Here is a 24,628-nt window from a genome sequence, read left to right as displayed (position 1 = left end):
CCGCAAAATGCGGCAGATTCGCAATTCAGCGAAGCGTTACAGACGACCCAGATCGTTGACCAGAGCAAGCAACATGACTCCGACCACCAAGCTGATACCGATCTGTATCCCCCAACCTTGCACCCGATCCGACAAGGGACGACCACGCGCCCACTCGATCAGATAAAACAGCAAATGCCCCCCATCCAGTACCGGGATGGGCAACAAATTCAGAACACCCAGGCTAATACTCAGATAAGCAAGGAAATTCAAGAAATCAGCAATGCCCGACTGGGCAGAAGCGCCCGCCACTTTAGCAATGGTTATCGGTCCACTCAAGTTTTTTACCGAGAGCTCGCCGAACAACATTTTCTTCAGTGATTCGAGGGTCAGGACGCTCATGGTCCAGGTCCGTCGGGCACCTTCACCAATGGCTTCCAAGGGCCCGTAGCTGACCTCGCGGAGCATCTGCGGCGGCCAATCCACTGCTTTCACCCCTGCCCCCAGGTAGCCATTTGGCGCTTTGCTTTCGCCGCGGCTGGCCAAGGTCACGGGGACGTCGATTTGAGCACCATCGCGCTCGACATGCAGCACAATTTTCGTATCAGGGTGCACACGGACCCAATCCACCACTTGCTGCCAGTCATTGAGCGACTGGCCATCAAGGGCCAACAGACGATCGCCGGTCTTCAGGCCAGCGGCCTGGGCCGGGCCCTTGGGGTCAAGTTCAGCCAGCACCGGCGGCAGGGCCGGACGCCACGGACGAATGCCCAGGGAGCGAATCGGATCCGGCTCATCAGCCCCTTTCAGCCATTTATCCAATTCCAGCTGGCGTGGCGAATCCACAGTGGCACCCTGCTCACGCACCAGCACCTGCAGTGCGCCGCTTTCACCCAGGCGCCGCACCAGTTGCAGGTTCACGGCCGCCCAGCCGGTAGTCGGCTCGCCGTCGACGGCGACGATTTCCTGGCCGGCACTGAGCCCGGCCTTGGCAGCAATACTGCCAGCCTCTACATCACCGATGACCGGCCGCACCTGCTGGCTGCCCAGCATCGCCAGGGCCCAGAAAAACACCAGTGCAAGGAGAAAGTTGGCAATCGGACCGGCAGCAACGATCGCGATACGCTGGCGAACCGACTTGCGGTTGAAGGACTGATCGAGCTCCTCGGCAGCCACCTCACCTTCACGCTCATCCAGCATCTTCACGTAGCCGCCCAGCGGGATAGCGGCGATGACGAACTCGGTGCCGCGACGATCATGCCAGCGCAACAAGGGCATGCCAAAGCCCACGGAGAAGCGCAGAACCTTGACGCCACAGCGACGGGCGACCCAGAAGTGACCGAATTCATGGAAGGTGACCAGCACACCCAGGGCTACCAGGGTGCCGACAATCATATAGAGCGCGCTCATCTACTTTCTCCGCAATCCTATTCGCCGCCACTCGCCCCGGTCGCGAATCCTATCGCCCGTTACGCTGCAACCATTGTTGCGCCAGGACTCGAGCCCTGGCGTCTGCCGCAAACACTGCGTCGAGTTCATTGACTGCGACCACAGGCTCACGGGTTAAAACTTCATCGATGATACTCGCGATCTCCGGGTAGCGGATGCGCCGCTCGAGAAACGCCGATACCGCCACCTCATTGGCCGCATTCAGCATGGCCGGAGCGCTGTTACCCGCCTCGGCAGCTTGCCGTGCCAGACGCAGGCAAGGGAACCGCTGCTCGTCGGGTGCCTGGAAATCCAGGCGAGCAATGGCGAACAGATCCAGCGGCGCCACACCGGAATCAATGCGCTCAGGCCAGGCCAGGGCATTGGCGATCGGGGTGCGCATATCCGGGTTACCCAACTGCGCCAGGACCGAACCGTCGACGTAATCCACCAGCGAGTGGATCACGCTTTGCGGGTGCACCACCACTTCGACCTGAGAAGGCCTGGCATCAAACAGCCAGCAGGCCTCGATCAGTTCCAGCCCCTTGTTCATCATGCTTGCCGAGTCCACGGAGATCTTGCGCCCCATGGACCAGTTCGGATGGGCACAGGCCTGTTCGGGGGAAACATGCTCAAGCTCTTCCAAAGGCGTCTGACGGAAAGGACCACCCGAAGCCGTCAGAAGAATACGTCGCACACCGACCCGGCTCAGCCCGCGGGAAAAATCCGCGGGCATGCATTGAAAGATCGCATTGTGCTCACTGTCGATAGGCAACAACACAGAACCACTCTTGCCCACTGCCTGCATGAACAGCGCGCCAGACATCACCAGCGCTTCCTTGTTGGCCAACAGGATCTTCTTGCCAGCCTCAACCGCCGCCAGCGTCGGGCGCAGCCCCGCCGCACCGACAATCGCCGCCATCACGGTATCGACTTGCGGAGCCGAGGCCACCTCGCACAACCCCTGCTCTCCCACCAGCACCTGGGTAGCCAGGCCGGCGGCGCGCAAGTCTTGCTGAAGACGGCTGGCGGCCGCGGCCTCGGGCACCACCGCAAAACGGGGCTGATGCTTTACGCACAACGCCAGCAGCTCGGCCAGACGTGTGAAGCCCGTCAGGGCAAACACTTGGTAACGATCCGGATGACGGGCAATCACATCCAGGGTGCTCAGACCGATAGAACCGGTAGCCCCCAAAACCGTGATCTGTTGTACAGCCGTCACAGCGCAGCCATCCACAACAGCACGGCAAACACCGGAATGGCCGCGGTCAGGCTGTCGATGCGGTCCAGCACCCCACCATGACCGGGCAGCAGGTTGCTACTGTCCTTGATACCCGACTGGCGCTTGAACATGCTCTCGGTCAGGTCGCCGACCACCGAAATGAATACAACGATCGCTGCACCCAGCAACCCCAGGATCATCTGCCCCAGGGTCCAGTCACGCACAACCCCCACTACCGCAGTGATCACCAGGCTCAGCGCCAGGCCGCCGTACACGCCCTCCCAGCTCTTGCCCGGGCTGACCTGGGGCGCCAGCTTGCGCTTGCCGAAGGCCTTGCCGGAGAAGTAGGCACCGATATCCGCACCCCACACCAGCACCATCACCGCCATGATCAACCAGTTGCCCAGTGGCAGCTGCTTGATGAACACCAGCCCTTGCCAGGCCGGCAGCAGGATCAGCAGACCGATCAACAACTTGGGTGCGGCACCGGACCATTGCTCACTGGAACGCGGATAGGTCAGCACCAGGTAGGTCGCCAGCGCCCACCAAAGCACCGCAGCACCCAGCACCCAGGGCGCAACGCCCGGAACCAGATACATCAGGAACAACAGCGCCGCCACCACCACGGCGAAGACCACCCGAGCCGGCTGCGCCTCGAAGCCCGCCAGGCGCGCCCATTCCCAGGCACCCAGGCTTACCACCAGGCCGATGAACAGGGCGAACCCCGAGCCTTCGAGCAGGAAGAACCCGCACAAGGCGATCGGCAGCAGGATCAGCGCAGTAATGATTCGTTGTTTAAGCATTAAACCCGGGCTCCAGCCTCGACCTGCTCGCTCGTCTTACCGAAGCGCCGCTGGCGAGATGCGTAATCGGCCAGCGCATTGCGCATGGCTTCGTGTTTGAAGTCCGGCCAGAACAGGTCGGAGAAATACAACTCGGCATAAGCCAGTTGCCACAGCAGGAAGTTACTGATGCGATGTTCGCCACCGGTACGGATGCACAGGTCCGGCAGCGGCAGATCGCCGGTCGCAAGACAAGTCTGCAACAGGCCCGGCGTGATGTCCTCGGGCCGCAGATGACCGGCCTGGACCTCCCGCGCCAGGCGCTGGGCGGCCTGGGCGATATCCCACTGCCCGCCATAGTTGGCGGCAATCTGCAGGATGAAACGATCACTGCCCGCGGTAATGGCCTCCGCCTCGCGCATCGCCGCCTGCAACTCGGGATGGAAGCGTGAACGGTCGCCAATGATCCGCAGGCTGATGTTGTTCTCATTGAGGCGTTTGGCCTCACGACGCAGGGCCTTGAAGAACAGATCCATCAAGGCACTGACTTCGTCAGCCGGGCGCTGCCAATTTTCACTGGAAAAGGCAAACAGGGTCAGCACCTCGACCTTGGCCTCAGCGCACACTTCGATCACTGCACGTACCGCATCGACACCCGCCTTATGCCCGGCGACACCCGGCATAAAGCGTTTTTTTGCCCAGCGGTTATTACCGTCCATGATGATCGCCACATGGCGCGGCACCGAGGACAACACGGACTGCTTGGTCTTTTCCATGAAAACGCCTGACCCTTATACGGCCATCAAGTCCTTTTCTTTTTCCTCAGTCGCCTTGGCGATCTGAGCTTCAAAGTCCTTGATCAGCTTATCGATTTCGGCGCTGCCACGGCGCTCTTCGTCTTCGCTGATTTCCTTGTCCTTGGTCAGCTTCTTCAACTCACCCAGGGCATCACGGCGAATGTTGCGCACAGCAACCCGCGCATCCTCGGCCGCAGCACGCGCCTGCTTGGTGAAGCCCTTACGGGTTTCCTCGGTCAGCGGTGCCATCTTGATCAGCAGCAGCTCGCCCAGGTTGGTCGGGTTGAGGTTAAGACCGGCACTGCCGATGGCCTTGTCGATGGCTCCGAGCATATTGCGCTCGAACGGCACGACCTGCAGGGTCTGGGAATCCTTCACGGTAACGTTGGCAACGCCACTCAACGGTGTGTCGGTACCGTAGTAAGGCACCATCACACTGCCCAGAATGCTGGGGTGTGCCTTGCCGGTGCGAATCTGGCCGAATGCATGGGCCAGGGACTCCAGGGTTTTCTTCATGCGCTCTTGAGCGTCTTTCTTGATTTCGTTGATCATTGCTCGCCTTCCTCGATCAGGGTTCCTTCAGCGCCACCATGCACGATATTCAGCAGGGCGCCGGGCTTGTTCATGTTAAATACCCGCAGCGGCATCTTGTGGTCGCGGCACAGGCAGATTGCCGTCAGGTCCATCACTCCCAGCTTGCGATCCAGCACTTCATCGTAAGTCAGATGATCGAACTTCTCGGCATGCGGGTCCTTGAACGGGTCTGCAGTGTAAACACCATCGACCTTGGTTGCCTTGAGCACCACGTCGGCATCGATCTCGATGGCGCGCAGGCAGGCTGCGGAGTCGGTGGTGAAGAACGGGTTGCCGGTACCGGCCGCGAAGATCACCACCTCTTTGGAGTTCAGGTGGCGCATCGCCTTGCGACGGTCATAGTGATCGGTCACGCCGACCATGGAAATAGCCGACATCACGATGGCCGAGATATTCGCACGTTCCAGCGCATCGCGCATGGCCAGGGCGTTCATCACAGTGGCCAGCATGCCCATGTGGTCGCCCGTGACCCGATCCATCCCGGCCGCACTCAATGCAGCGCCGCGGAACAGGTTGCCACCACCGATCACCAAGCCTACCTGGACGCCGATACCAACCAGCTGGCCGACTTCCAGCGCCATGCGATCCAGCACCTTGGGATCGATCCCGAACTCTTCCGAGCCCATCAGGGCCTCGCCGCTAAGCTTGAGTAGAATGCGTTTATAGCGAGCTTGATAACCACTGCCCTGCTGAGCCATTGCGAATCTCTCCTGCGGCGTATTTAAAAAATTCTTTGCGGGCTGTTTACAGCCTGCGTTCACTCTAGCTTGACGCTGTCACAGCGCCATCAGAACACGACTTTGTAAGGCGGTTCCGAGGATAAACAACTAAATTACCCTGCCCATTTGAAAAGAGGCTGCGCGCGTGAGCGGGCAGCCTCTTCTGGGCGACAGTTGAAAAAACCGTCTTACTGTTGCTTGGCAGCAGCCAGTTGTGCAGCAACTTCTTCGGCGAAGTTGTCTTCTTTCTTCTCGATGCCTTCACCTACCGCGAAACGGGTGAAGGAAACGATTTCAGCGCCGCCTTTCTTGGCCAGAGCACCTACGGTGACTTCTGGGTCCTTGACGAAAGCTTGCTCAACCAGGCTAGCTTCGGCCAGGAACTTGCTGATACGGCCAGCGATCATTTTTTCAACGATTTCGGCTGGCTTGCCTTTCATCTTGTCTTCGTTCAGCTGCAGGAACACAGCCTTTTCACGCTCAATCGCTTCAGCCGAAACTTGCGATGGCAGCAGGAACTCAGGGTTGCTGGCCGCTACGTGCATGGCGATGTCTTTGGCCAGTTCAACGGAACCGCCTTTCAGAACAACCGCAACACCGATCTTGTTGCCGTGCAGGTAGGTACCCACCACGTCGCCTTCAACGCGAGCCAGGCGACGGATGTTGACGTTCTCGCCAGTCTTGCCAACCAGGATCAGGCGGGCAGCTTCTTGAGCTTCGATCAGCGGAGCGGCGTCGGTCAGCTTGTCAGCGAAAGCCTTTTCCACGCTAGCGGCAACGAATGCCTTGAAATCGTCCTGCAGAGCCAGGAAGTCGGTCTGCGAGTTGACTTCCAGCAGGACAGCGGCTTTACCGTCGTCCTTGATGGCGATAGCGCCTTCAGCAGCCACGTTGCCTGCTTTCTTGGCAGCCTTGATGGCGCCGGAGGCACGCATGTCATCAATGGCTTTTTCGATGTCGCCGCCGGCCTTGGTCAAGGCCTTTTTGCAGTCCATCATGCCTTCGCCGGTACGCTCGCGCAGTTCTTTGACCAACGCTGCAGTAATCTCTGCCATTTTCAAAATCCTCTTGGATAGGTTTTCAACCATTCCACCCGATCGAACGGGCGCTCAATTCTTGGGCATTGCCCCGAAACCACTTCATAACAGCCCCGCATTACAGAAACTGTCGGGGCGCGACGACGAAATGATTTTCGAGTTGGCAAAAAGGGGGCCAAGCCCCCTTTTTGCGTGCTGAGTCAACGCTACGCGTCAGTTACTCAGGCTTCAGCCGCCGGTGCTGCAGCTTCTTCGAACACTTCGGTGCCGCCAGCAACGTTGTTGCGACCACGGATCACGGCGTCAGCCATCGAACCCATGTACAGCTGGATGGCGCGAATGGCGTCATCGTTGCCTGGGATGATGTAGTCAACGCCTTCCGGGCTGCTGTTGGTATCGACAACGCCGATGACCGGGATGCCCAGCTTGTTGGCTTCGGTGATCGCGATGCGCTCGTGGTCAACGTCGATCACGAACAGTGCGTCAGGCAGGCCGCCCATGTCCTTGATACCACCCAGGGAACGATCCAGCTTTTCCAGATCGCGAGTGCGCATCAGCGCCTCTTTCTTGGTCAGCTTGGCGAAGGTACCGTCTTCTGCTTGCACTTCAAGGTCACGCAGACGCTTGATGGAAGCACGGATGGTTTTGTAGTTGGTCAGCATGCCGCCCAACCAGCGGTGATCGACGTACGGCGAACCGCAACGTGCTGCTTCTTCAGCAACGATCTTGCCAGCGGAACGCTTGGTGCCGACGAACAGAATCTTGTTTTTGCCCTGGGCCAGACGCTCTACGAAAGTCAGAGCTTCGTTGAACATTGGCAGGGTTTTTTCAAGGTTGATGATGTGGATCTTGTTGCGCGCGCCGAAAATGTACTTGCCCATTTTCGGATTCCAGTAACGGGTTTGGTGACCGAAGTGCACACCGGCCTTCAGCATATCGCGCATGTTGACTTGGGACATGATAGTTCCTTAATAAGTCGGGTTAGGCCTCCACGTATCCCAATGACCAACCAACAGCTTGTGCTGAGGGCACCCAGGTCATCGTGTCGACACGTGTGTGGGTTTGAGCTTTTCGGGGCATCCCCGGAAAGCGGCGCATTTTATACCACAGCAAGGGCAAAAACGGAACCCGGATTCACACTCGGCGATCCGCAGGCATTTTGCCCGCCTCTTGGAATCGGTCCAGAATGCACCATTGTATAGAGAGAAGCGCCAGCAGAACCTCAGATTTGCGCTGAGCCTCTGTTAGAATCGCACCTTTGCGGCTTTTGAAAACCTTGCTGGCCCATCGTTGGCCAAGCCTTGCGCATGCGGGTTTTCGAGCCATTTCCGTGTTTATCGCGCCCCTGGGCGTCAAGAGAGCCTGTATGACCGTCACCCTCAAAACTCCCGAGGACATCGCCAAAATGCGTGTCGCCGGCAAACTGGCCGCCGACGTGCTGGAAATGATTGCCGAGCATGTCAAACCCGGTGTCACCACCGAAGAACTGGACCGCATCTGCCATGACTACATCGTCAATGTGCAGGGTGCGATCCCTGCCCCGCTGAACTACAAGGGCTTCCCCAAATCCATCTGCACCTCGATCAACCACGTGGTGTGCCACGGCATTCCCAACGAGAAGCCGCTGAAGGATGGCGACACCCTGAACATCGACGTGACCGTCATCAAGGACGGTTACCACGGCGACACCAGCCGCATGTTCCACGTCGGCACCGTGCCGGTCTGGGCCGAGCGCCTGTCGCAGGTCACCCAGGAATGCATGTACAAGGCCATTGAACTGGTGAAGCCGGGCTGCCGCCTGGGCGACATCGGCGAAGTGATCCAGAAGCACGCGGAAAAGAACGGTTTCTCGGTGGTTCGCGAGTTCTGCGGCCACGGCATCGGCAAGGTGTTCCACGAAGAGCCGCAGATCCTGCACTACGGCCGTGCCGGTACCGGTATGGAACTCAAGGCCGGCATGACCTTCACCATCGAGCCGATGATCAACCAGGGCAAGGCCGACACCAAGGTCCTGGGCGACGGCTGGACCGCCATCACCAAGGACCGCAAGCTCTCGGCGCAGTGGGAACACACCCTGCTGGTGACCGAGACCGGCTACGAGATCTTCACCCTGCGCAGCGATGACACCATCGCCCGGGTGTCTGCCTGATCCACAACGCTGCGTCCCGACCTTATAGATAGAAAGGAAAGCCAATCGATGCCGCAGGTGGACCCCGAACTCTTCGACCGCGGCCAGTTCCAGGCGGAACTGGCACTGAAGGCCAGCCCCATCGCCGCCTTCAAGAAGGCCATCCGCCAGGCACGGGAAGTGCTGGATACGCGCTTTCGCAGTGGGCGGGAGATCCGCCGGCTGATCGAAGACCGCGCCTGGTTCATCGATAACATCCTGCAAAAGGCCTGGGACCAGTTCAGCTGGAGCGACGACGCCGACATCGCCCTGGTGGCGGTCGGCGGCTACGGTCGCGGCGAGCTGCACCCCTATTCCGACATCGACCTGCTGATCCTCCTGGACAGCGCCGACCACGAAATTTTCCGCGACTCCATCGAACGCTTTCTTACCCTGCTCTGGGACATTGGCCTGGAAGTCGGGCAAAGCGTGCGCTCGGTGGACGAATGCGCCGAACAGGCGCGGGCCGACCTGACGGTGATCACCAACCTGATGGAAAGCCGCACCATTGCCGGCCCCGAGCACCTGCGCCAGCGCATGCTGCAAGTGACCAGCACCGAGCACATGTGGCCGAGCAAGGATTTTTTCCTGGCCAAGCGGGCCGAGCAGAAGGCCCGCCATCACAAGTACAACGACACCGAATACAACCTGGAGCCCAACGTCAAAGGCTCGCCGGGCGGGTTGCGGGACATCCAGACCATCCTCTGGGTCGCACGCCGCCAGTACGGCACCCTGAACCTGCGCGCACTGGCCGGCGAAGGCTTCCTGGTGGAAAGCGAAAATGCGCTCCTGGCCTCGTCCCAGGAGTTCCTGTGGAAGGTTCGCTACGCGCTGCACATGCTCGCCGGACGCGCCGAGGACCGCCTGCTGCTCGACCACCAGCGCTCCATCGCCACCCTGCTGGGCTTCGAGGGCGAAGATGCAAAGCAGAGCATCGAAAGCTTCATGCAGCAGTACTACCGGGTGGTGATGAGCATCGCCCAGTTGAGCGACCTGATCATCCAGCACTTCGAAGAGGTCATCCTCGCCCCCGAGAACGAGGCACCGCCGCAGCCGATCAACGCCCGTTTCCAGTTGCACGATGGCTACATCGAGGCGATCAACGACAACGTGTTCAAGCGCACGCCGTTCGCCATGCTGGAGATCTTCGTGCTGATGGCCCAGCACCCGGAGATCAAGGGCGTGCGCGCCGACACCATCCGCCTGCTGCGCGAACACCGGCACCTGATCGACGACGACTTCCGCCACGATATCCGCAACACCAGCCTGTTCATCGAGCTGTTCAAGTGCGAGATCGGCATCCACCGCAACCTGCGGCGGATGAACCGCTACGGCATTCTCGGACGCTACCTGCCGGAGTTCGGCTTCATCGTCGGGCAGATGCAGCACGACCTGTTCCACATCTATACCGTGGACGCCCACACGCTGAACCTGATCAAGCACCTGCGCAAAATGCAGTACACGCCGATCTCCGAGAAATTCCCCCTGGCCAGCAAGCTCATGGGCAAGCTGCCCAAGCCCGAGCTGATCTACCTGGCCGGCCTGTACCACGACATCGGCAAGGGCCGTCATGGCGACCACTCGGAAATCGGCGCCGTGGATGCCGAAGCCTTCTGCGTGCGCCACCAGTTGCCGCAGTGGGATACCCGGCTGATCGTCTGGCTGGTACAGAACCACCTGGTGATGTCCACCACAGCTCAGCGCAAGGATTTGTCCGACCCACAGGTGATCCACGATTTTGCACAGATCGTGGTCGACCAGACCCGCCTCGACTACCTCTACGTACTGACCGTCGCCGATATCTACGCCACCAACCCGACGCTGTGGAACTCCTGGCGCGCCAGCCTGTTGCGCCAGCTCTACACCGAGACCAAGCGCGCCCTGCGCCGCGGCCTGGAAAACCCGGTGGACCGCGAAGAGCAGATCCGCCAGACCCAGAGCGCGGCCCTGGACATCCTGGTGCGCAACGGCACCGACCCGGACGAAGTGGAACAACTCTGGTCCCAACTGGGGGACGACTACTTCCTGCGCCACACCGCCGGCGACGTGGCCTGGCACAGCGATGCGATCCTCCAGCAGCCGGCCGATGGCGGTCCGCTGGTGCTGATCAAGGAAATCACCCAGCGCGAATTCGAGGGCGGTACCCAGATCTTCATCTACGCCCCGGACCAGCACGACTTCTTCGCGGTGACCGTAGCCGCCATGGACCAGCTCAACCTGAACATCCATGACGCGCGCATCATCACCTCCAGCAGCCAGTTCACCCTCGACACCTACATCGTCCTGGACAACGACGGCGAATCCATCGGCAACAACCCGCAGCGAGTCGAGCAGATCCGCAAGGGCCTGACCGACGCCCTGCGCAACCCCGATGACTACCCGACCATCATCCAGCGCCGGGTGCCGCGCCAGCTCAAGCATTTTGCCTTCGCCCCCGAGGTGACTATCCACAACGACGCCCAACGCCCGGTGACCGTGCTGGAACTCAGCGCCCCGGATCGCCCGGGCCTGCTGGCGCGAATCGGCAAGATCTTCCTGGAGTTCGACCTGTCGTTGCAGAACGCCAAGATCGCTACCCTGGGCGAGCGCGTGGAAGACGTGTTCTTCATCACCGACGCGCACAACCAGCCCCTGTCCGACCCCCAGCTGTGCAGCCGCTTGCAGGATGCGATCGTCGAGCAGTTGAGCGTCAGCCACGAACCGACTATCGAAATGACCCGCCTGAGCATCTGACGGGTCCGAACCACCGCTTTGAGTGAGATACCGCCTCCATGAACCACGCTCTGAACCAGTTGCAGCCCTACCCGTTCGAAAAGCTGCGCGCCTTGCTCGGCACCGTGACACCCAACCCGGACAAGCGCGCCATCGCCCTGTCCATCGGCGAACCCAAGCACCGCTCGCCAAGCTTTGTCGCCGAAGCCCTGGCCAGCAACCTCGATCAGATGGCGGTCTACCCCACCACCCTGGGCATCCCGGCCCTGCGCGAAGCCATCGCCGGCTGGTGCGAACGGCGCTTTGGCGTGCCCGCGGGCTGGCTCGACCCGGCGCGCAATGTGCTGCCAGTCAACGGCACCCGCGAGGCGCTGTTCGCCTTCACCCAGACCGTGGTCAACCGCGGCGAAGACGCCCTGGTGGTCAGCCCCAACCCCTTCTATCAGATCTACGAAGGCGCGGCCTTCCTCGCCGGGGCCAAGCCGCACTACCTGCCGTGCCTGGACGAAAACGGCTTCAACCCGGATTTCGACGCCGTACCGGCCGAGATCTGGCAGCGCTGCCAGATCCTCTTCCTGTGCTCGCCGGGCAACCCCACCGGCGCACTGATCCCGCTGGACACCCTGAAAAAGCTGATCGCCCTGGCCGACGAACACGACTTTGTGATCGCCTCCGACGAGTGCTACAGCGAGCTGTACTTCGACGAACAGACCCCGCCGCCAGGCCTGCTCAGCGCCTGCGTCGAACTGGGCCGCAAGGACTTCAAGCGCTGCGTGGTGTTCCATAGCCTGTCCAAGCGCTCCAACCTGCCGGGCCTGCGCTCGGGCTTCGTCGCCGGTGACGCCGAGATTCTCAAGGGCTTCCTGCTGTACCGCACCTACCACGGCTGCGCCATGCCGGTGCAGACCCAACTGGCCAGCGTCGCCGCCTGGAACGACGAAGTGCACGTGCGCGCCAACCGCGCCCTGTACCGCGAGAAGTTCGACGCGGTGCTGGCGATCCTCGCGCCCGTGATGGATGTGCAGCGCCCGGACGGCAGCTTCTACCTGTGGCCGAACGTGGCCGGGGATGACGCCGCCTTCTGCCGCGACCTGTTCGAGCAGGAGCATGTGACCGTGGTTCCAGGCTCTTATCTGTCGCGGGATGTGGACGGCACCAACCCCGGTGCCGGACGTGTACGCATGGCGCTGGTTGCGCCGCTGGCGGAATGCGTGGAAGCCGCGGAGCGGATTCGCGATTTCGTGTTGCGTCGCGCTTGAGGCCTTTCGCCGGCAAGCCGGCTCCCACAACAGGAGCCGGCTGCTGGCGAACGCCTCACTTCACCTGCCCCAGATTGGCCTCGCTCATATCCAGGTCGGCCAGCACTTCGCGTAGAACATCGTCGCCAATCTGATGCTGGCGGCTCAGCCGATACAGCTCCAGCCGTTGCGCACGCAGGGCCTTGAGCCGCAGGCGGCGCTCCAGCAAGTCCATCTGGAACGCCAGGGCCTGGGCCTCGGCGGAATCGTTGTAGACCTCCAACTGATGCCGGTACTCGGCCATCAAGCGCCCCTTGAGTTCGGTGGCCAGGGCCGCCTGGGCGGCATCCGGGTTTTCACCGGTGTCAGCCACCTCTTCGGCTTCCAAGGCATGGATCGCCGCTTCGGCAGTTTTGCGCCAGGCATCCCGCACTTCCCCACGGCGCTTGTCGTCAGGGCTCTTCACAATGCCGCGCAGCAGCAGCGGCAGGGCAATGCAGGCCGCCACCAGGGACAGCAGGATCACCCCGGCCGCGATGAAGATCAGCAGGTCGCGCTCCGGAAAGGCTTGGCCGGCACCGAGAAACAACGGTACCGACATCACACCGGCCAAGGTCACCGCCCCACGCACTCCCCCCACGGTCAGCAACCAGCAGGAACGGGCGGTCGGCACCAGGGTCAACTCGCCCTTGCCGCGCCAGCGCCGCAGCAGGCCGGACAGGCGCCAGATGCTCTGCACCCAGATGAAACGCAACACCAACAGCACCAGGAAAATCGCCAGCACATCCAGGCAACGGTAGAACAGGGTCGGCCACAGCGAGGTCTCGTGGCTGACCACGGCCTTGATGATGTCCGGCAGCTGCAACCCCAGGAGCAGGAAGATCAGGCCGTTGAAGGCGAACTCCAGCAGTGACCAGACGCTGCGATTGAGCAGCCGGGTGCTGGTCTGGCGCGGCAACAGGTCGAGCCAGCTCTGCATCATCCCCGCCGCCACGGCCGAGAGAATGCCCGAGGCCCCCAGGCGCTCGGCCAACACATAGGCGGCGAACGGCAACAGCAGCATGAACACCACGTGGGTTGCCGGGTCGTCCCAGCCTCGGGCGATCATCCAGGCCCGCAGGCGCCCCACCAGCCAGCTCAGTGCCACGCCGACCGCCAAGCCGCCCACCGCCACCAGGACAAAGGTCAGGCTGGCGTTGGCCAGGGAGAACACCCCGGTCACCGCCGCTGCCAGGGCGAACTTGAAGGTCACCAGGCCCGAGGCGTCATTCATCAGTGCCTCGCCCTGGAGCATGTGCATCAGGGGCGTGGGCAAGCGGTTCTGGGAAATCGCCGACACCGCCACGGCGTCGGTGGGCGAAAGCACGGCAGCCAGGGCAAAGGCCACCGGCAACGGAATGCTCGGCAGCAGCCAATGGATGAAGTAGCCGGCGCCCACCACGGTGAACAGCACCAGCCCTACTGCCAGGGTCAGGATCGGCCCGCGCAGGCGCCAGAATTCGCGCTTGGGCATGCGCCAGCCATCGGAAAACAACAGCGGCGGCAAAAACAGGAAGAGAAACAGCTCCGGGTCCAGGGCCACGTGCAGCCCCAGGGTCGGCCAGGCCAGCAAGGCGCCGGCGGCAATCTGCACCAGGGGCAGCGGCAGAGGAATCACCCGTCCGACAAGACGCGAAAGGCTCACCAGCATCAGCAGGATGAGGACGGTATAGGCGGTTTGCATAAAGCGGGCTTCCCGATCTGAAACTTCAAAGCAGACACACAACGGCGGCAGGAATTCACCGCAGAAGTGCCATATTAGCCGCTTAAGCTGCGTTTACGCCGCTGCACAAAAGTCGCAACGGCGCCCGGGCGCGGAAACACAATGCGACAAAGCCCCGCAGCAGCCGACGCCGAATCGGCGCGGTCGTGGCATAATCCGTGACCTTTCATCTCCAGCATCTCCAAAGGGGGCAATTCCTTGACCGCTTCAAGCAAAACGTTGCACCTTTTCGGCATCAAAGCCTGTGACACCATGAAAAAGGCGCGCACCTGGCTCGATGAACACGCTGTCAGCTATGACTTCCATGATTACAAAACCTCCGGCATTGACCGTGAGCACCTGAACCAGTGGTGCGACGAGCACGGCTGGCAGGTGGTGTTGAACCGCGCGGGCACGACCTTTCGCAAACTCGATGACGAAAGCAAAGCCGATCTCGACCAGGCGAAAGCCGTTGAACTGATGCTCGCGCAACCTTCGATGATCAAGCGCCCGGTGCTCGATCTCGGAGACAAGACCCTGATTGGCTTCAAGCCAGACCTTTACGCAGCGGTGCTCAAGTAAGCCTGCTCCATCAATTTCGCAAGAGGTAACTGCATGTCCACTACCCTGTTCAGCCTGGCATTCGGTGTCGGCACCCAGAACCGTCAAGGCGCTTGGCTGGAAGTGTTTTACGCATCGCCCCTGCTCCAGCCTGCGGCTGAAATCGTCGCTGCCGTAGCGCCGATCCTCGGCTACAGCGAAGGCAACCAGGCCATCACGTTCACCACCGCCCAGGCCGCGCAAATGGCCGACGCACTGAAAAGCATCGACGCCACCCAGGCCGCCCTGCTGACCCGCCTGGCTGAAAGCCACAAGCCGCTGGTAGCGACCCTGCTGGCCGAAGATGCCCAGCTGACCTCCACTCCAGAGGCCTACCTGAAGCTGCACCTGCTGTCCCACCGCCTGGTCAAGCCGCACGGCCTGAGCCTGGCCGGCGTGTTCCCGCTGCTGCCGAACGTGGCCTGGACCAGCCAGGGCGCCATCGACCTGGGCGAGTTGGCCGAGCGTCAACTGGAAGCCCGCCTGCGCGGCGAGCTGCTGGAAGTGTTCTCGGTGGACAAGTTCCCGAAAATGACCGACTACGTGGTGCCCAGCGGCGTGCGTATCGCTGACAGTGCGCGGATCCGCCTGGGCGCCTACATCGGCGAAGGCACCACCGTGATGCACGAAGGCTTCGTCAACTTCAACGCCGGCACCGAAGGCCCGGGCATGATCGAAGGCCGGGTTTCCGCTGGCGTGTTCGTCGGCAAGGGTTCGGACCTGGGCGGCGGTTGCTCCACCATGGGCACCCTGTCGGGTGGCGGCAACATCGTGATCAAGGTCGGCGAAGGTTGCCTGATCGGCGCCAACGCCGGTATCGGCATCCCGCTGGGCGACCGCAATACCGTGGAGTCGGGCCTGTACGTGACCGCCGGCACCAAGGTGGCGCTGCTGGACGAGAACAACCAACTGGTCAAAGTGCTCAAGGCCCGGGAACTGGCCGGCCAGCCGGACCTGCTGTTCCGTCGCAACTCGGAAACCGGCGCCGTGGAGTGCAAGACCCACAAGTCGGCCATCGAGCTGAACGAAGCGCTGCACGCTCACAACTAAGCAGCGATTCGGTTTCACTGGAACCGGCCAGGCGCTTATCATCGGCGCCCGGCCTGTTCAAACGAGTTCTGCCACCATGCTTGTAGCCTCCCCCTGGCGCGCCGACTTCCCGGCCATCGCCGCCCTGCATCGCCAGGACCAGACGTACCTGGACAACGCCGCCACCACGCAAAAACCCCAAGCCCTGCTGGACGCCCTGGCCCACTACTACGCCAATGGCGCGGCCAATGTGCATCGTGCGCAACACCTGCCCGGCGCCCACGCCACCCAAGCGTTCGAAGACAGCCGCAGCAAGGTCGGCCAATGGCTGAATGCCGGTGACAGCGGGCAGATCGTCTTCACCCACGGCGCGACCTCCGCGCTGAATCTTCTGGCCTACGGCCTGGAGCACCAATTTTCCCCGGGCGATGAAATCGTCATCAGCGCCCTGGAGCACCACGCCAACCTGCTGCCCTGGCAGCAACTGGCGCAACGTCGCGGGCTCAAGCTGCTGGTCCTGCCCCTGGACCCGGACGGCCTGATCGACGTCGACGCGGCAAGCCACTTGATCGGCCCGCGCACCCGCTTGCTGGCGGTGAGCCAGCTGTCCAACGTGCTTGGCGCCTGGCAACCCTTGACCCCACTGCTGGCCATGGCCAGGGCCCAGGACGCACTGACGGTGATCGACGGCGCCCAGGGCGTGGTCCATGGCCGCCACGATGTGCAGGCCCTGGGCTGCGACTTCTATGTGTTCTCCAGCCACAAGCTGTACGGCCCGGATGGGGTCGGTGTGCTGTTTGGCCGTCATGCAGCACTCAAGGGCCTGCGCCACTGGCAGTTCGGCGGTGAAATGGTCCAGGAGGCCGATTACCAGCACGCCAGCTTCCGCCCCGCCCCATTGGGGTTCGAGGCCGGTACGCCGCCGATTGCCGGGGTCATCGGCCTGGGCGCCACCCTGGATTATCTCGCCGGCCTGGATCAGCAAGCACTGGCCGACCATGAAGCCGCACTGCACGCCTACCTGCTGCACGGCTTGCAGGCGCGCAATGGCATCCGCCTGCTGGGCTCACCGCAAGTGGCGCTGGTCAGTTTTGTCGTGGATGGGGTACACAACGCCGACCTGGCGCACCTGCTGACCGAACAAGGCATTGCCGTACGCGCCGGGCACCACTGCGCCATGCCGCTGATGAAGAGCCTGGGGCTGGCCGGAGCGATCCGCGTGTCCCTGGCGCTGTACAACGATTCCGAAGACCTGGAGCGTTTCTTCGAGGCCCTGGATCAGGCCCTGGAGCTGCTGCGATGAGCCTGCCGGCAGATGCCGTCGCTGCCCTGGAGATTTTCCAGGGGGCTGCCGGCTGGGAACAGCGGGCGCGCCTGCTGATGCAATGGGGCGAGCGCCTGCCGCCCCTGAGCGAGGCCGACCGGGTCGAGGCCAACCGGGTGCACGGCTGTGAAAGCCAGGTCTGGCTGGTGGCAGCCCTGGAAAACGGTCATTGGCAGTTTGCCGCGGCCAGCGACGCGCGGCTGATTCGCGGGCTGGTGGCCCTGCTCCTGGCTCGGGTCAATGGCCTGACGGCAGAGCAGCTGCGGGAAGTGGACCTGGCCGACTGGTTCAACCAGTTGGGCCTGTCGCGCCAGCTCTCGCCGTCGCGCAGCAATGGCTTGAACGCGGTACTACAGCGCATGGGCGAACTGGCTCTATAAGCCCTCCGCGCCCTACCGTAGGAGCCGGCTTGCCGGCGAACAGGGCCTCAAGCCGAGCATCGCCCTCTGGGTCCCTTTCGCTGGCAAGCCAGCGCCTACAACAGCAAGCGTCCGTGCAAGCCGGCCTTATGCGGTGGGCTTGCTGCGTTCCGACGGGCGGCGCACGCCGGCGACAATCTTGTCCACCGCCTTGGTCGCCGCCACCATGCCGAAGGTCGCTGTCACCATCATCACCGCGCCAAAGCCGCCGGCACAGTCGAGCTTGACGCCATCGCCGACAAAACTCTTCTGCAGGCAGATGCTGCCGTCCGGCTTCGGATAACGCAGCTGTTCGGTGGAAAACACGCAAGGCACGCTGTAGTGCCGGGTTACGGTGCGCGAGAAACCGTAGTCGCGGCGCAGGGTGGAACGCACCTTGGAGGCCAACGGGTCATTGAAGGTGCGGTTCAGGTCACAGACCTGGATCAGCGTCGGGTCGATCTGCCCCCCCGCGCCGCCGGTGGTGATGATCTGGATCTTGCGTCGCTTGCACCAGGCAATCAGCGCCGCCTTGGCATTGACGCTATCGATGCAGTCGATCACGCAGTCGATGTTCGGGGTGATGTACTCGGCCATGGTGTCACGGGTGACGAAATCCGCCACCGCGTGCACCTTGCAGTCCGGATTGATGCCGCGCAGGCGTTCGGCCATGACCTCGACCTTGGGCTTGCCCACGGTGCTGTCCAGCGCGTGCAACTGGCGGTTGCTGTTGCTGACGCAGACGTCATCGAGGTCGAACAGCGAGATCTCGCCCACCCCGCAACGGGCGATGGCTTCCGCCGCCCAGGAACCGACGCCGCCGACGCCGACGATCGCTACATGGGCCGCCCGCAGCCGCTCCAGGCCTTCAATGCCATACAAACGGGCGACGCCGGCAAACCGCGGATCTTCTGTACTCATGACCATCACCTAAAAAACCGGCGCGCATTATAGGGCCTCAAGGCGACAAGTTTTAACCTTGAAGCTACAAGTAAAGAACTTAAACCCGAATACAGTGCCCAAGGTCTGGCTTTCCTCTGTGCGCTGTACGCTCAGTTGAGGGCCGGTGTAGGATGCCCGCCGTTTGGCGCCTGCCAACCCTTCCCTCGTTCCACACCTTTTGGAACCCGAAATAGCTATGTCATCGCGTAAATTTGGACTCAACCTGGTGATAGTGCTGGCCATTGCCGCGCTGTTCACCGGCTTCTGGGCGCTGATCAATCGCCCGGTCTCGGCCCCCGACTGGCCGGAACAGATCTCCGGTTTTTCCTACTCGCCTTTCCAGCAGGGCCAGTTCCCGCAGAAGGACCAGTACCCGTCCGACGATGAAATGCGTCGCGACCTGGAGATCATGAGCAAGCTGACCGACAACATCCGTACCTATTCGGTGGACGGCAGCCTGGAAGACATCCCGAGGCTCGCGGAAGAGTTCGGCCTGCGCGTGACCCTGGGGATCTGGATCAGCCCGGACCTGGAGCGCAACGAGCGGGAAATCATGCGCGCCATCGAACTGGCCAATACCTCCCGCAGCGTCGTGCGAGTGGTGGTGGGTAACGAGGCGATCTTCCGCAAGGAAATCACCGCCGACCAACTGTCGGTGATTCTCGACCGGGTGCGTGCCGCGGTAAAAGTTCCGGTCACCACCTCGGAGCAATGGCACGTCTGGGAGGAAAACCCGGGGCTGGCCAAGCACGTCGACCTGATCGCCGCGCACATCCTGCCCTACTGGGAGTTCATCCCGGTGGACAAGGCCGAGCAGTTCGTCCTCGACCGCGCCCGGGACCTGAAGAAGATGTTCCCGAAAAAACCGCTGCTGCTGTCCGAGGTCGGCTGGCCGAGCAACGGCCGCATGCGCGGTGGCGCCGACGCCAGCCCGGCGGACCAGGCAATCTACCTGCGTACCCTGGTCAACAAGCTCAACCGCCAGGGCTACAACTACTTTGTCATCGAAGCCTTCGACCAGCCGTGGAAGGCCAGTGACGAAGGTTCGGTGGGCGCCTACTGGGGCGTGTTCAACGCCGCGCGCCAGCAGAAATTCAACTTCGAAGGCCCGGTGGTGGCCATCCCGCAATGGCGGGTGCTGGCCATCGGCTCGGTGGTGCTGGCACTGCTGTCGCTGACCCTGCTGATGATCGACGGCTCGGCCCTGCGCCAGCGCGGCCGGACCTTCCTGACCTTTATCGCCTTCCTCTGCGGTTCGGTGCTGGTGTGGATCGGCTACGACTACAGCCAGCAATACAGCACCTGGTTCAGCCTGACGGTGGGCTTCCTCCTGGCCCTAGGCGCGCTGGGGGTGTTCATCGTGCTGCTGACCGAGGCCCATGAACTGGCCGAAGCGGTGTGGATCCACAAGCGCCGGCGCGAGTTCCTGCCGGTGGAAGGCGACTCCAGCTACCGACCGAAAGTCTCGATCCACGTGCCCTGCTACAACGAGCCGCCGGAGATGGTCAAACAGACCCTCAATGCCCTGGCCAACCTCGATTACCCGGACTTCGAAGTCCTGATCATCGACAACAACACCAAGGACCCGGCGGTCTGGGAACCGGTGCAGGCCTACTGCGAAACCCTGGGCCCGCGCTTCAAGTTCTTCCACGTCGCGCCCCTGGCCGGCTTCAAGGGCGGTGCGCTGAACTACCTGCTGCCGCACACCGCCAAGGATGCCGAAGTGATCGCGGTGATCGACTCCGACTACTGCGTCGACCGCAACTGGCTCAAGCACATGGTGCCGCACTTCGCCGATCCGAAGATCGCAATCGTGCAGTCGCCCCAGGACTATCGCGACCAGAACGAAAGCACCTTCAAGAAGCTGTGCTACGCGGAATACAAGGGCTTCTTCCATATCGGCATGGTCACCCGCAACGACCGTGACGCGATCATCCAGCACGGCACCATGACCATGACCCGGCGCACAGTGCTCGAAGAGCTGGGCTGGGCCGACTGGTGCATCTGCGAGGACGCCGAACTGGGCCTGCGGGTGTTCGAGAAAGGCCTGTCGGCGGCGTACCACCACGAAAGCTACGGCAAGGGCCTGATGCCCGACACCTTCATCGACTTCAAGAAGCAGCGTTTCCGCTGGGCCTATGGCGCGATCCAGATCATCAAGCGCCACACCGCCAGCCTGCTGCGCGGCAAGAACACCGAGCTGACCCGTGGCCAGCGCTACCACTTCCTCGCGGGCTGGCTGCCGTGGGTAGCGGACGGCATGAACATCTTCTTCACCGTCGGCGCCCTGCTGTGGTCGGCGGCGATGATCATCGTGCCGCAACGGGTCGACCCGCCGCTGCTGATCTTCGCCATCCCGCCGCTGGCGCTGTTCGTGTTCAAGGTGGGCAAGATCATCTTCCTCTACCGCCGTGCGGTGGGGGTCAACCTCAAGGATGCGTTCTGCGCGGCCCTGGCGGGCCTGGCCTTGTCCCACACCATCGCCAAGGCAGTGCTGTACGGCTTCTTCACCAGCAGCATTCCGTTCTTCCGCACCCCGAAGAACGCCGACAATCACGGCTTCTGGGTGGCGATCTCGGAAGCCCGGGAGGAGCTGTTCATCATGCTGCTGTTGTGGGGCGCGGCGCTGGGGATCTTCCTGGTGCAGGGCCTGCCGAGCAACGACATGCGCTTCTGGGTGACCATGCTCCTGGTGCAGTCTTTGCCTTACGTGGCAGCGCTGGTCATGGCCTTCCTTTCGTCGTTGCCAAAACCTGCGGAACATCCCGAGCCGGCTCCAGCCGCCTAAATCGATCCAAAGCACTAAACGGCGGCCTCAGGCCGCCGTTTTGCTTTAAGATATCCGCCATTTTGCGCGCCTCGCCCAACCCTGTAGGAGCTGGCTTGCCAGCGAACCAAGCAACGCGGTGTATCGAATAAACCGCCCTCGCCGCCCCGCCGGCTCCTGCACAATGCCTTGCACCGGAGTTACCCATGACGGCCCATGCCGAGCTTTCGCCGACCCTGCAACTTGCCTGTGATCTGATCCGTCGCCCCTCGGTGACGCCGATCGACGCCGACTGCCAGAAGCTGATGATGCAGCGCCTGGGGGAGGCCGGCTTCAAGCTGGAACCGATGCGCATCGAGGACGTGGACAACTTCTGGGCCAGCCATGGCCAGCATGAAGGCCCGGTGCTGTGTTTTGCCGGCCACACCGACGTGGTGCCTACCGGCCCGGTCCAGGCCTGGCAGAACGACCCGTTCGACGCTCTGATCGACGAGCACGGCATGCTCTGCGGCCGTGGCGCCGCGGACATGAAGGGCAGCCTGGCGGCCATGCTGGTGGCTGCTGAGCGTTTCGTCACCGACTACCCGGACCACAAGGGCTCGGTAGCCTTCCTCATCACCAGCGACGAAGAAGGCCCCGCGCACCATGGCACCAAGGCCGTGGTGGAGCGCCTGGCCGCACGCAAGGAGCGCCTGGACTGGTGCATCGTCGGTGAGCCTTCGAGCACCAGCCTGGTGGGCGACGTGGTCAAGAACGGCCGCCGCGGCTCCCTCGGCGCCAAGCTCACCGTGCGCGGGGTCCAGGGCCATGTGGCCTACCCGCACCTGGCGAAGAATCCGATCCACCTGGCGGCGCCGGCCCTGGCGGAACTGGCGGCCGAGCACTGGGACGACGGCAATGCCTTCTTCCCGCCCACCAGCTTCCAGATCTCCAACCTCAATTCCGGCACCGGCGCCAACAACGTGATCCCCGGTGATCTGGTGGCGGTGTTCAACTTCCGCTTCTCCACCGAATCCACGGTAGAAGGCCTGCAGCAGCGGGTCGCGGCCATCCTCGACAAGCACGGCCTGGACTGGCACGTGGACTGGGCCCTGTCCGGGCTGCCGTTCCTCACCGAACCCGGCGCCCTGCTGGACGCGGTATCGGCCAGCATCAAGCAGGTCACCGGGCGCGACACCAAGGCCTCCACCAGTGGCGGCACCTCCGACGGGCGCTTCATCGCCACCCTGGGCACCCAAGTGGTGGAGCTGGGCCCGGTCAACGCCACCATCCATCAGGTCAACGAGCGGGTACTGGCCAGCGACCTGGATGTGCTGACCGAAATCTACTACCAGACCCTGATCAAGTTGCTCGCCTGATGCTCGCCTGTCCTCTCTGCAGCGCCCCGCTGAACGCGGTGGACAATGGCGTGGTCTGCCCGGCCGGGCATCGTTTCGACCGGGCACGCCAGGGCTACCTGAACCTGCTGCCGGTGCAGCACAAGAACAGCCGTGACCCGGGCGACAACCAGGCCATGGTCGAGGCCCGCCGCGACTTTCTCAACGCCGGGCACTACGCCCCGGTGGCCCGGCGCCTGGCGGAGCTGGCGGCAGAACGCGCGCCCCAGCGCTGGGTCGACATCGGCTGTGGCGAGGGTTACTACACCGCGCAACTGGCCCAGGCCCTGCCCGCTGCCGATGGCTACGCCCTGGATATTTCCCGAGAGGCGGTGAAGCGCGCCTGCCGCCGCGCGCCGCAACTGACCTGGATGGTCGCCAGCATGGCGCGCATCCCCCTGGCGGACGCCAGCTGCCAGTTCCTGGCCAGCGTCTTCAGCCCCCTCGACTGGCTGGAGGCCAAGCGCCTGCTCAGCCCCGGCGGCGGCCTGATGAAAGTCGGCCCTACCAGCGGCCACCTGATGGAGTTGCGCGAGCGCCTGTACGACGAGGTGCGCGAGTACACCGACGACAAGCACCTGGCCCTGGTGCCCGAAGGCATGGCCCTGGCCCACAGCGAAACCCTGGAGTTCAAGCTGCATCTGGAACGCCCGCAAGACCGCGCCAACCTGCTGGCCATGACGCCCCACGGCTGGCGCGCCAGCGCCGAGCGCCGCGCCGCGGTGATCGAGCAGGCCGAGCCTTTCGAGGTCAGCGTATCGATGCGCTACGATTACTTCGTGCTGCAATAACCCACTAAAACCCACGGCCCCGAGCCAGCGCTCGCGGCCGAAGAAATCCGCGAATGGATTTTTCAGACCGGCAATGAGGACATCCATGCGCCAGCCCGATATCGAGATTTACCTGAAAGACGCCGACGTCGACTACAAGGCCATCGCCGCCTGGCTTGGCGCCGTGCTTGGCCCGTGCAGCGACTGGGTACAAAAAGGCCAGACCTACAAATGCACCGCAGGCCAGGTGCCCGTGACCTGGCTGCCCAAGGCCGTGGGCAAGTGGAACAGCCTGTACCTGGAAAGCGACCAGACCCCGTGGGATGACGACATCGCCTGCGCCCGCGCCGCCTTTGCCGCATTGAATGTGGAAGTGCGCTGCGCACCGGGCAGTTGGGTCGAGGAAGAGGGTGAAGAGTCCGCCGATCGCTGGATTCGCATCAGCGCCGACGGTGAAGAAGAGATTACCTGGCGCACTGCCTGAACAGCGCGATCCGGTAGGAACCGGCTTGCCGGCGAAGAGGCCTTCAAGACTTGCGTTCGATAGACGTGCGCCTTCGCTGGCAAGCCAGCTCCTACAAGGAGGGTTACAGGCCGACGACGTCTTCGGCCTGCAGACCTTTCTGGCCTTCGACCACAGCGTATTCCACCTGCTGGCCTTCGGTCAGGGAGCGGTGGCCTTCGCCACGGATCGCCCGATAGTGGACAAATACGTCCGCCCCGCCTTCACGCTGGATAAAACCGTAGCCCTTGGCGTCGTTGAACCACTTCACGTTGCCTGTCTCACGAGTAGTCATGAATCCATACCTCATTTTTTTATTATTGGATTGGCGCACTGCAACCAAACCCTGAGAACTTTCCCCCAGCCGGCCTCTCTATGAGTGGAAGCCATACGACCGCGGGAGAGTCGGCCGAGTATATGACAGGCGTAAAAACTCTCAACTCAATCTTGTTTCGGTGCTTTTTTGCCGATTTTCGACGAATCCGGCACACTACCGGCCCCGAG

22 protein-coding genes are annotated in these 24,628 nt (G+C 62.5%); 11 read left to right on the top strand and 11 right to left on the bottom strand.

The genetic code is table 11. From position 1 onward, the window contains the following. Window positions 1–36: 36 nt before the first annotated feature. The 8 genes from rseP to rpsB form a co-directional block, all read right to left on the bottom strand. Window positions 37–1,389, bottom strand: a complete 1,353-nt coding sequence (gene rseP, locus KCG88_RS14365; RefSeq protein ID WP_047284114.1) for a sigma E protease regulator RseP — start codon at window positions 1,387–1,389, stop codon at window positions 37–39. A gap of 49 nt (window positions 1,390–1,438) precedes the next feature. Then, window positions 1,439–2,629 carry a 1-deoxy-D-xylulose-5-phosphate reductoisomerase gene (gene ispC, locus KCG88_RS14360; protein WP_210712583.1) on the bottom strand — a complete coding sequence of 397 codons (1,191 nt, stop codon included), beginning with the start codon at window positions 2,627–2,629 and terminating at the stop codon, window positions 1,439–1,441. Continuing rightward, a complete protein-coding gene (locus KCG88_RS14355) occupies window positions 2,626–3,432 on the bottom strand; it encodes a phosphatidate cytidylyltransferase (RefSeq protein ID WP_210712582.1) in 807 nt (268 codons plus the stop codon). Before KCG88_RS14355 ends, ispC begins: the two co-directional genes overlap by 4 nt. Continuing rightward, complete coding sequence (gene uppS / locus KCG88_RS14350) at window positions 3,432–4,187, bottom strand: polyprenyl diphosphate synthase (RefSeq protein WP_011059528.1); 756 nt, start codon at window positions 4,185–4,187, stop codon at window positions 3,432–3,434. The genes KCG88_RS14355 and uppS overlap by 1 nt, the downstream gene beginning before the upstream one ends. Before the next feature lie 15 nt (window positions 4,188–4,202). After that, complete coding sequence (frr, locus tag KCG88_RS14345) at window positions 4,203–4,760, bottom strand: ribosome recycling factor (protein ID WP_102861367.1); 558 nt, start codon at window positions 4,758–4,760, stop codon at window positions 4,203–4,205. Continuing rightward, the gene (gene pyrH, locus KCG88_RS14340) at window positions 4,757–5,500 is read right to left on the bottom strand and encodes a UMP kinase (RefSeq protein WP_011059526.1); all 744 of its coding nucleotides are present in this window, start codon (window positions 5,498–5,500) and stop codon (window positions 4,757–4,759) included. Before pyrH ends, frr begins: the two co-directional genes overlap by 4 nt. Window positions 5,501–5,709: 209 nt before the next feature. Beyond that, window positions 5,710–6,576, bottom strand: coding sequence for a translation elongation factor Ts (gene tsf, locus KCG88_RS14335; protein WP_123430124.1), 867 nt, complete (start codon window positions 6,574–6,576; stop codon window positions 5,710–5,712). A gap of 203 nt (window positions 6,577–6,779) precedes the next feature. Further along, a complete protein-coding gene (gene rpsB, locus KCG88_RS14330; RefSeq protein ID WP_011059524.1) occupies window positions 6,780–7,517 on the bottom strand; it encodes a 30S ribosomal protein S2 in 738 nt (245 codons plus the stop codon). 407 nt (window positions 7,518–7,924) lie between these two features. On the opposite strand from rpsB, the gene map reads away from it, so the two are divergent. Genes map through dapC form a run of 3 tightly spaced genes read left to right on the top strand, consistent with a single transcriptional unit; the run spans window position 7,925 to window position 12,696 of the window. Continuing rightward, complete coding sequence (map, locus tag KCG88_RS14325) at window positions 7,925–8,707, top strand: type I methionyl aminopeptidase (protein ID WP_047284110.1); 783 nt, start codon at window positions 7,925–7,927, stop codon at window positions 8,705–8,707. A gap of 48 nt (window positions 8,708–8,755) precedes the next feature. Beyond that, the gene (locus KCG88_RS14320) at window positions 8,756–11,458 is read left to right on the top strand and encodes a [protein-PII] uridylyltransferase (RefSeq protein ID WP_047284109.1); all 2,703 of its coding nucleotides are present in this window, start codon (window positions 8,756–8,758) and stop codon (window positions 11,456–11,458) included. 38 nt (window positions 11,459–11,496) lie between these two features. After that, window positions 11,497–12,696, top strand: coding sequence for a succinyldiaminopimelate transaminase (dapC, locus tag KCG88_RS14315; RefSeq protein ID WP_047335804.1), 1,200 nt, complete (start codon window positions 11,497–11,499; stop codon window positions 12,694–12,696). 55 nt (window positions 12,697–12,751) lie between these two features. Here dapC and KCG88_RS14310 read toward each other — a convergent pair whose 3' ends face one another. After that, window positions 12,752–14,398: a Na+/H+ antiporter gene (locus KCG88_RS14310; RefSeq protein ID WP_210712581.1), complete on the bottom strand. Its 1,647-nt coding sequence runs from the start codon at window positions 14,396–14,398 to the stop codon at window positions 12,752–12,754. A 237-nt stretch (window positions 14,399–14,635) separates the two neighbouring features. Here KCG88_RS14310 and KCG88_RS14305 point away from each other — a divergent pair, with 237 nt between their 5' ends. From KCG88_RS14305 to KCG88_RS14290, 4 genes are all read left to right on the top strand, one after another. Next, complete coding sequence (locus KCG88_RS14305; protein WP_047284106.1) at window positions 14,636–14,998, top strand: ArsC family reductase; 363 nt, start codon at window positions 14,636–14,638, stop codon at window positions 14,996–14,998. 33 nt (window positions 14,999–15,031) lie between these two features. Then, on the top strand, window positions 15,032–16,066 hold the full coding sequence (gene dapD, locus KCG88_RS14300) for a 2,3,4,5-tetrahydropyridine-2,6-dicarboxylate N-succinyltransferase (protein WP_011059518.1): 1,035 nt from the start codon (window positions 15,032–15,034) through the stop codon (window positions 16,064–16,066). Between the two features lie 76 nt (window positions 16,067–16,142). Continuing rightward, window positions 16,143–17,348: a cysteine desulfurase gene (locus KCG88_RS14295; RefSeq protein WP_210712580.1), complete on the top strand. Its 1,206-nt coding sequence runs from the start codon at window positions 16,143–16,145 to the stop codon at window positions 17,346–17,348. Then, a complete protein-coding gene (locus KCG88_RS14290) occupies window positions 17,345–17,749 on the top strand; it encodes a SufE family protein (RefSeq protein WP_047284104.1) in 405 nt (134 codons plus the stop codon). The genes KCG88_RS14295 and KCG88_RS14290 overlap by 4 nt, the downstream gene beginning before the upstream one ends. 126 nt (window positions 17,750–17,875) lie before the next feature. On the opposite strand, the gene tcdA is transcribed toward KCG88_RS14290, so the two are convergent. Then, window positions 17,876–18,694: a tRNA cyclic N6-threonylcarbamoyladenosine(37) synthase TcdA gene (gene tcdA, locus KCG88_RS14285; protein WP_199521934.1), complete on the bottom strand. Its 819-nt coding sequence runs from the start codon at window positions 18,692–18,694 to the stop codon at window positions 17,876–17,878. 211 nt (window positions 18,695–18,905) lie between these two features. On the opposite strand from tcdA, the gene KCG88_RS14280 reads away from it, so the two are divergent. The 4 genes from KCG88_RS14280 to KCG88_RS14265 all read left to right on the top strand — a co-directional run bounded on the left by KCG88_RS14280 (window position 18,906) and on the right by KCG88_RS14265 (window position 24,106). Further along, entirely contained in the window at window positions 18,906–21,497 is a 2,592-nt protein-coding gene (locus KCG88_RS14280) for a glycosyltransferase (protein ID WP_047284103.1), read from the top strand. Between the two features lie 185 nt (window positions 21,498–21,682). Next, complete coding sequence (gene dapE / locus KCG88_RS14275) at window positions 21,683–22,834, top strand: succinyl-diaminopimelate desuccinylase (RefSeq protein ID WP_210712579.1); 1,152 nt, start codon at window positions 21,683–21,685, stop codon at window positions 22,832–22,834. Beyond that, a complete protein-coding gene (locus KCG88_RS14270) occupies window positions 22,834–23,643 on the top strand; it encodes a putative RNA methyltransferase (RefSeq protein ID WP_041116198.1) in 810 nt (269 codons plus the stop codon). The genes dapE and KCG88_RS14270 overlap by 1 nt, the downstream gene beginning before the upstream one ends. 85 nt (window positions 23,644–23,728) lie before the next feature. Next, entirely contained in the window at window positions 23,729–24,106 is a 378-nt protein-coding gene (locus tag KCG88_RS14265; protein ID WP_011059511.1) for a hypothetical protein, read from the top strand. Between the two features lie 103 nt (window positions 24,107–24,209). On the opposite strand, the gene KCG88_RS14260 is transcribed toward KCG88_RS14265, so the two are convergent. Continuing rightward, on the bottom strand, window positions 24,210–24,419 hold the full coding sequence (locus tag KCG88_RS14260; protein WP_011059510.1) for a cold-shock protein: 210 nt from the start codon (window positions 24,417–24,419) through the stop codon (window positions 24,210–24,212). Between the last annotated feature and the right edge of the window lie 209 nt (window positions 24,420–24,628).

It is taken from the genome of Pseudomonas sp. MWU349 (genome assembly GCF_017947325.1).
Lineage (GTDB): Bacteria > Pseudomonadota > Gammaproteobacteria > Pseudomonadales > Pseudomonadaceae > Aquipseudomonas > Aquipseudomonas protegens.
Note: the sequence above shows the minus strand (reverse complement) of the source record. Positions and strands in the feature narration are given on the sequence as shown.

Excerpts from the sequence above, each read along its gene's own strand:
- rseP (WP_047284114.1), bottom strand. The coding sequence starts at position 1,389 with ATGAGCGCGCTCTATATGATTGTCGGCACCCTGGTAGCCCTGGGTGTG.
- KCG88_RS14355 (WP_210712582.1), bottom strand. The coding sequence starts at position 3,432 with ATGCTTAAACAACGAATCATTACTGCGCTGATCCTGCTGCCGATCGCC.
- uppS (WP_011059528.1), bottom strand. The coding sequence starts at position 4,187 with ATGGAAAAGACCAAGCAGTCCGTGTTGTCCTCGGTGCCGCGCCATGTG.
- frr (WP_102861367.1), bottom strand. The coding sequence starts at position 4,760 with ATGATCAACGAAATCAAGAAAGACGCTCAAGAGCGCATGAAGAAAACC.
- pyrH (WP_011059526.1), bottom strand. The coding sequence starts at position 5,500 with ATGGCTCAGCAGGGCAGTGGTTATCAAGCTCGCTATAAACGCATTCTA.
- tsf (WP_123430124.1), bottom strand. The coding sequence starts at position 6,576 with ATGGCAGAGATTACTGCAGCGTTGGTCAAAGAACTGCGCGAGCGTACC.
- rpsB (WP_011059524.1), bottom strand. The coding sequence starts at position 7,517 with ATGTCCCAAGTCAACATGCGCGATATGCTGAAGGCCGGTGTGCACTTC.
- map (WP_047284110.1), top strand. The coding sequence starts at position 7,925 with ATGACCGTCACCCTCAAAACTCCCGAGGACATCGCCAAAATGCGTGTC.
- KCG88_RS14320 (WP_047284109.1), top strand. The coding sequence starts at position 8,756 with ATGCCGCAGGTGGACCCCGAACTCTTCGACCGCGGCCAGTTCCAGGCG.
- dapC (WP_047335804.1), top strand. The coding sequence starts at position 11,497 with ATGAACCACGCTCTGAACCAGTTGCAGCCCTACCCGTTCGAAAAGCTG.
- KCG88_RS14310 (WP_210712581.1), bottom strand. The coding sequence starts at position 14,398 with ATGCAAACCGCCTATACCGTCCTCATCCTGCTGATGCTGGTGAGCCTT.
- dapD (WP_011059518.1), top strand. The coding sequence starts at position 15,032 with ATGTCCACTACCCTGTTCAGCCTGGCATTCGGTGTCGGCACCCAGAAC.
- KCG88_RS14295 (WP_210712580.1), top strand. The coding sequence starts at position 16,143 with ATGCTTGTAGCCTCCCCCTGGCGCGCCGACTTCCCGGCCATCGCCGCC.
- KCG88_RS14290 (WP_047284104.1), top strand. The coding sequence starts at position 17,345 with ATGAGCCTGCCGGCAGATGCCGTCGCTGCCCTGGAGATTTTCCAGGGG.
- tcdA (WP_199521934.1), bottom strand. The coding sequence starts at position 18,694 with ATGGTCATGAGTACAGAAGATCCGCGGTTTGCCGGCGTCGCCCGTTTG.
- KCG88_RS14280 (WP_047284103.1), top strand. The coding sequence starts at position 18,906 with ATGTCATCGCGTAAATTTGGACTCAACCTGGTGATAGTGCTGGCCATT.
- dapE (WP_210712579.1), top strand. The coding sequence starts at position 21,683 with ATGACGGCCCATGCCGAGCTTTCGCCGACCCTGCAACTTGCCTGTGAT.
- KCG88_RS14270 (WP_041116198.1), top strand. The coding sequence starts at position 22,834 with ATGCTCGCCTGTCCTCTCTGCAGCGCCCCGCTGAACGCGGTGGACAAT.
- KCG88_RS14265 (WP_011059511.1), top strand. The coding sequence starts at position 23,729 with ATGCGCCAGCCCGATATCGAGATTTACCTGAAAGACGCCGACGTCGAC.
- KCG88_RS14260 (WP_011059510.1), bottom strand. The coding sequence starts at position 24,419 with ATGACTACTCGTGAGACAGGCAACGTGAAGTGGTTCAACGACGCCAAG.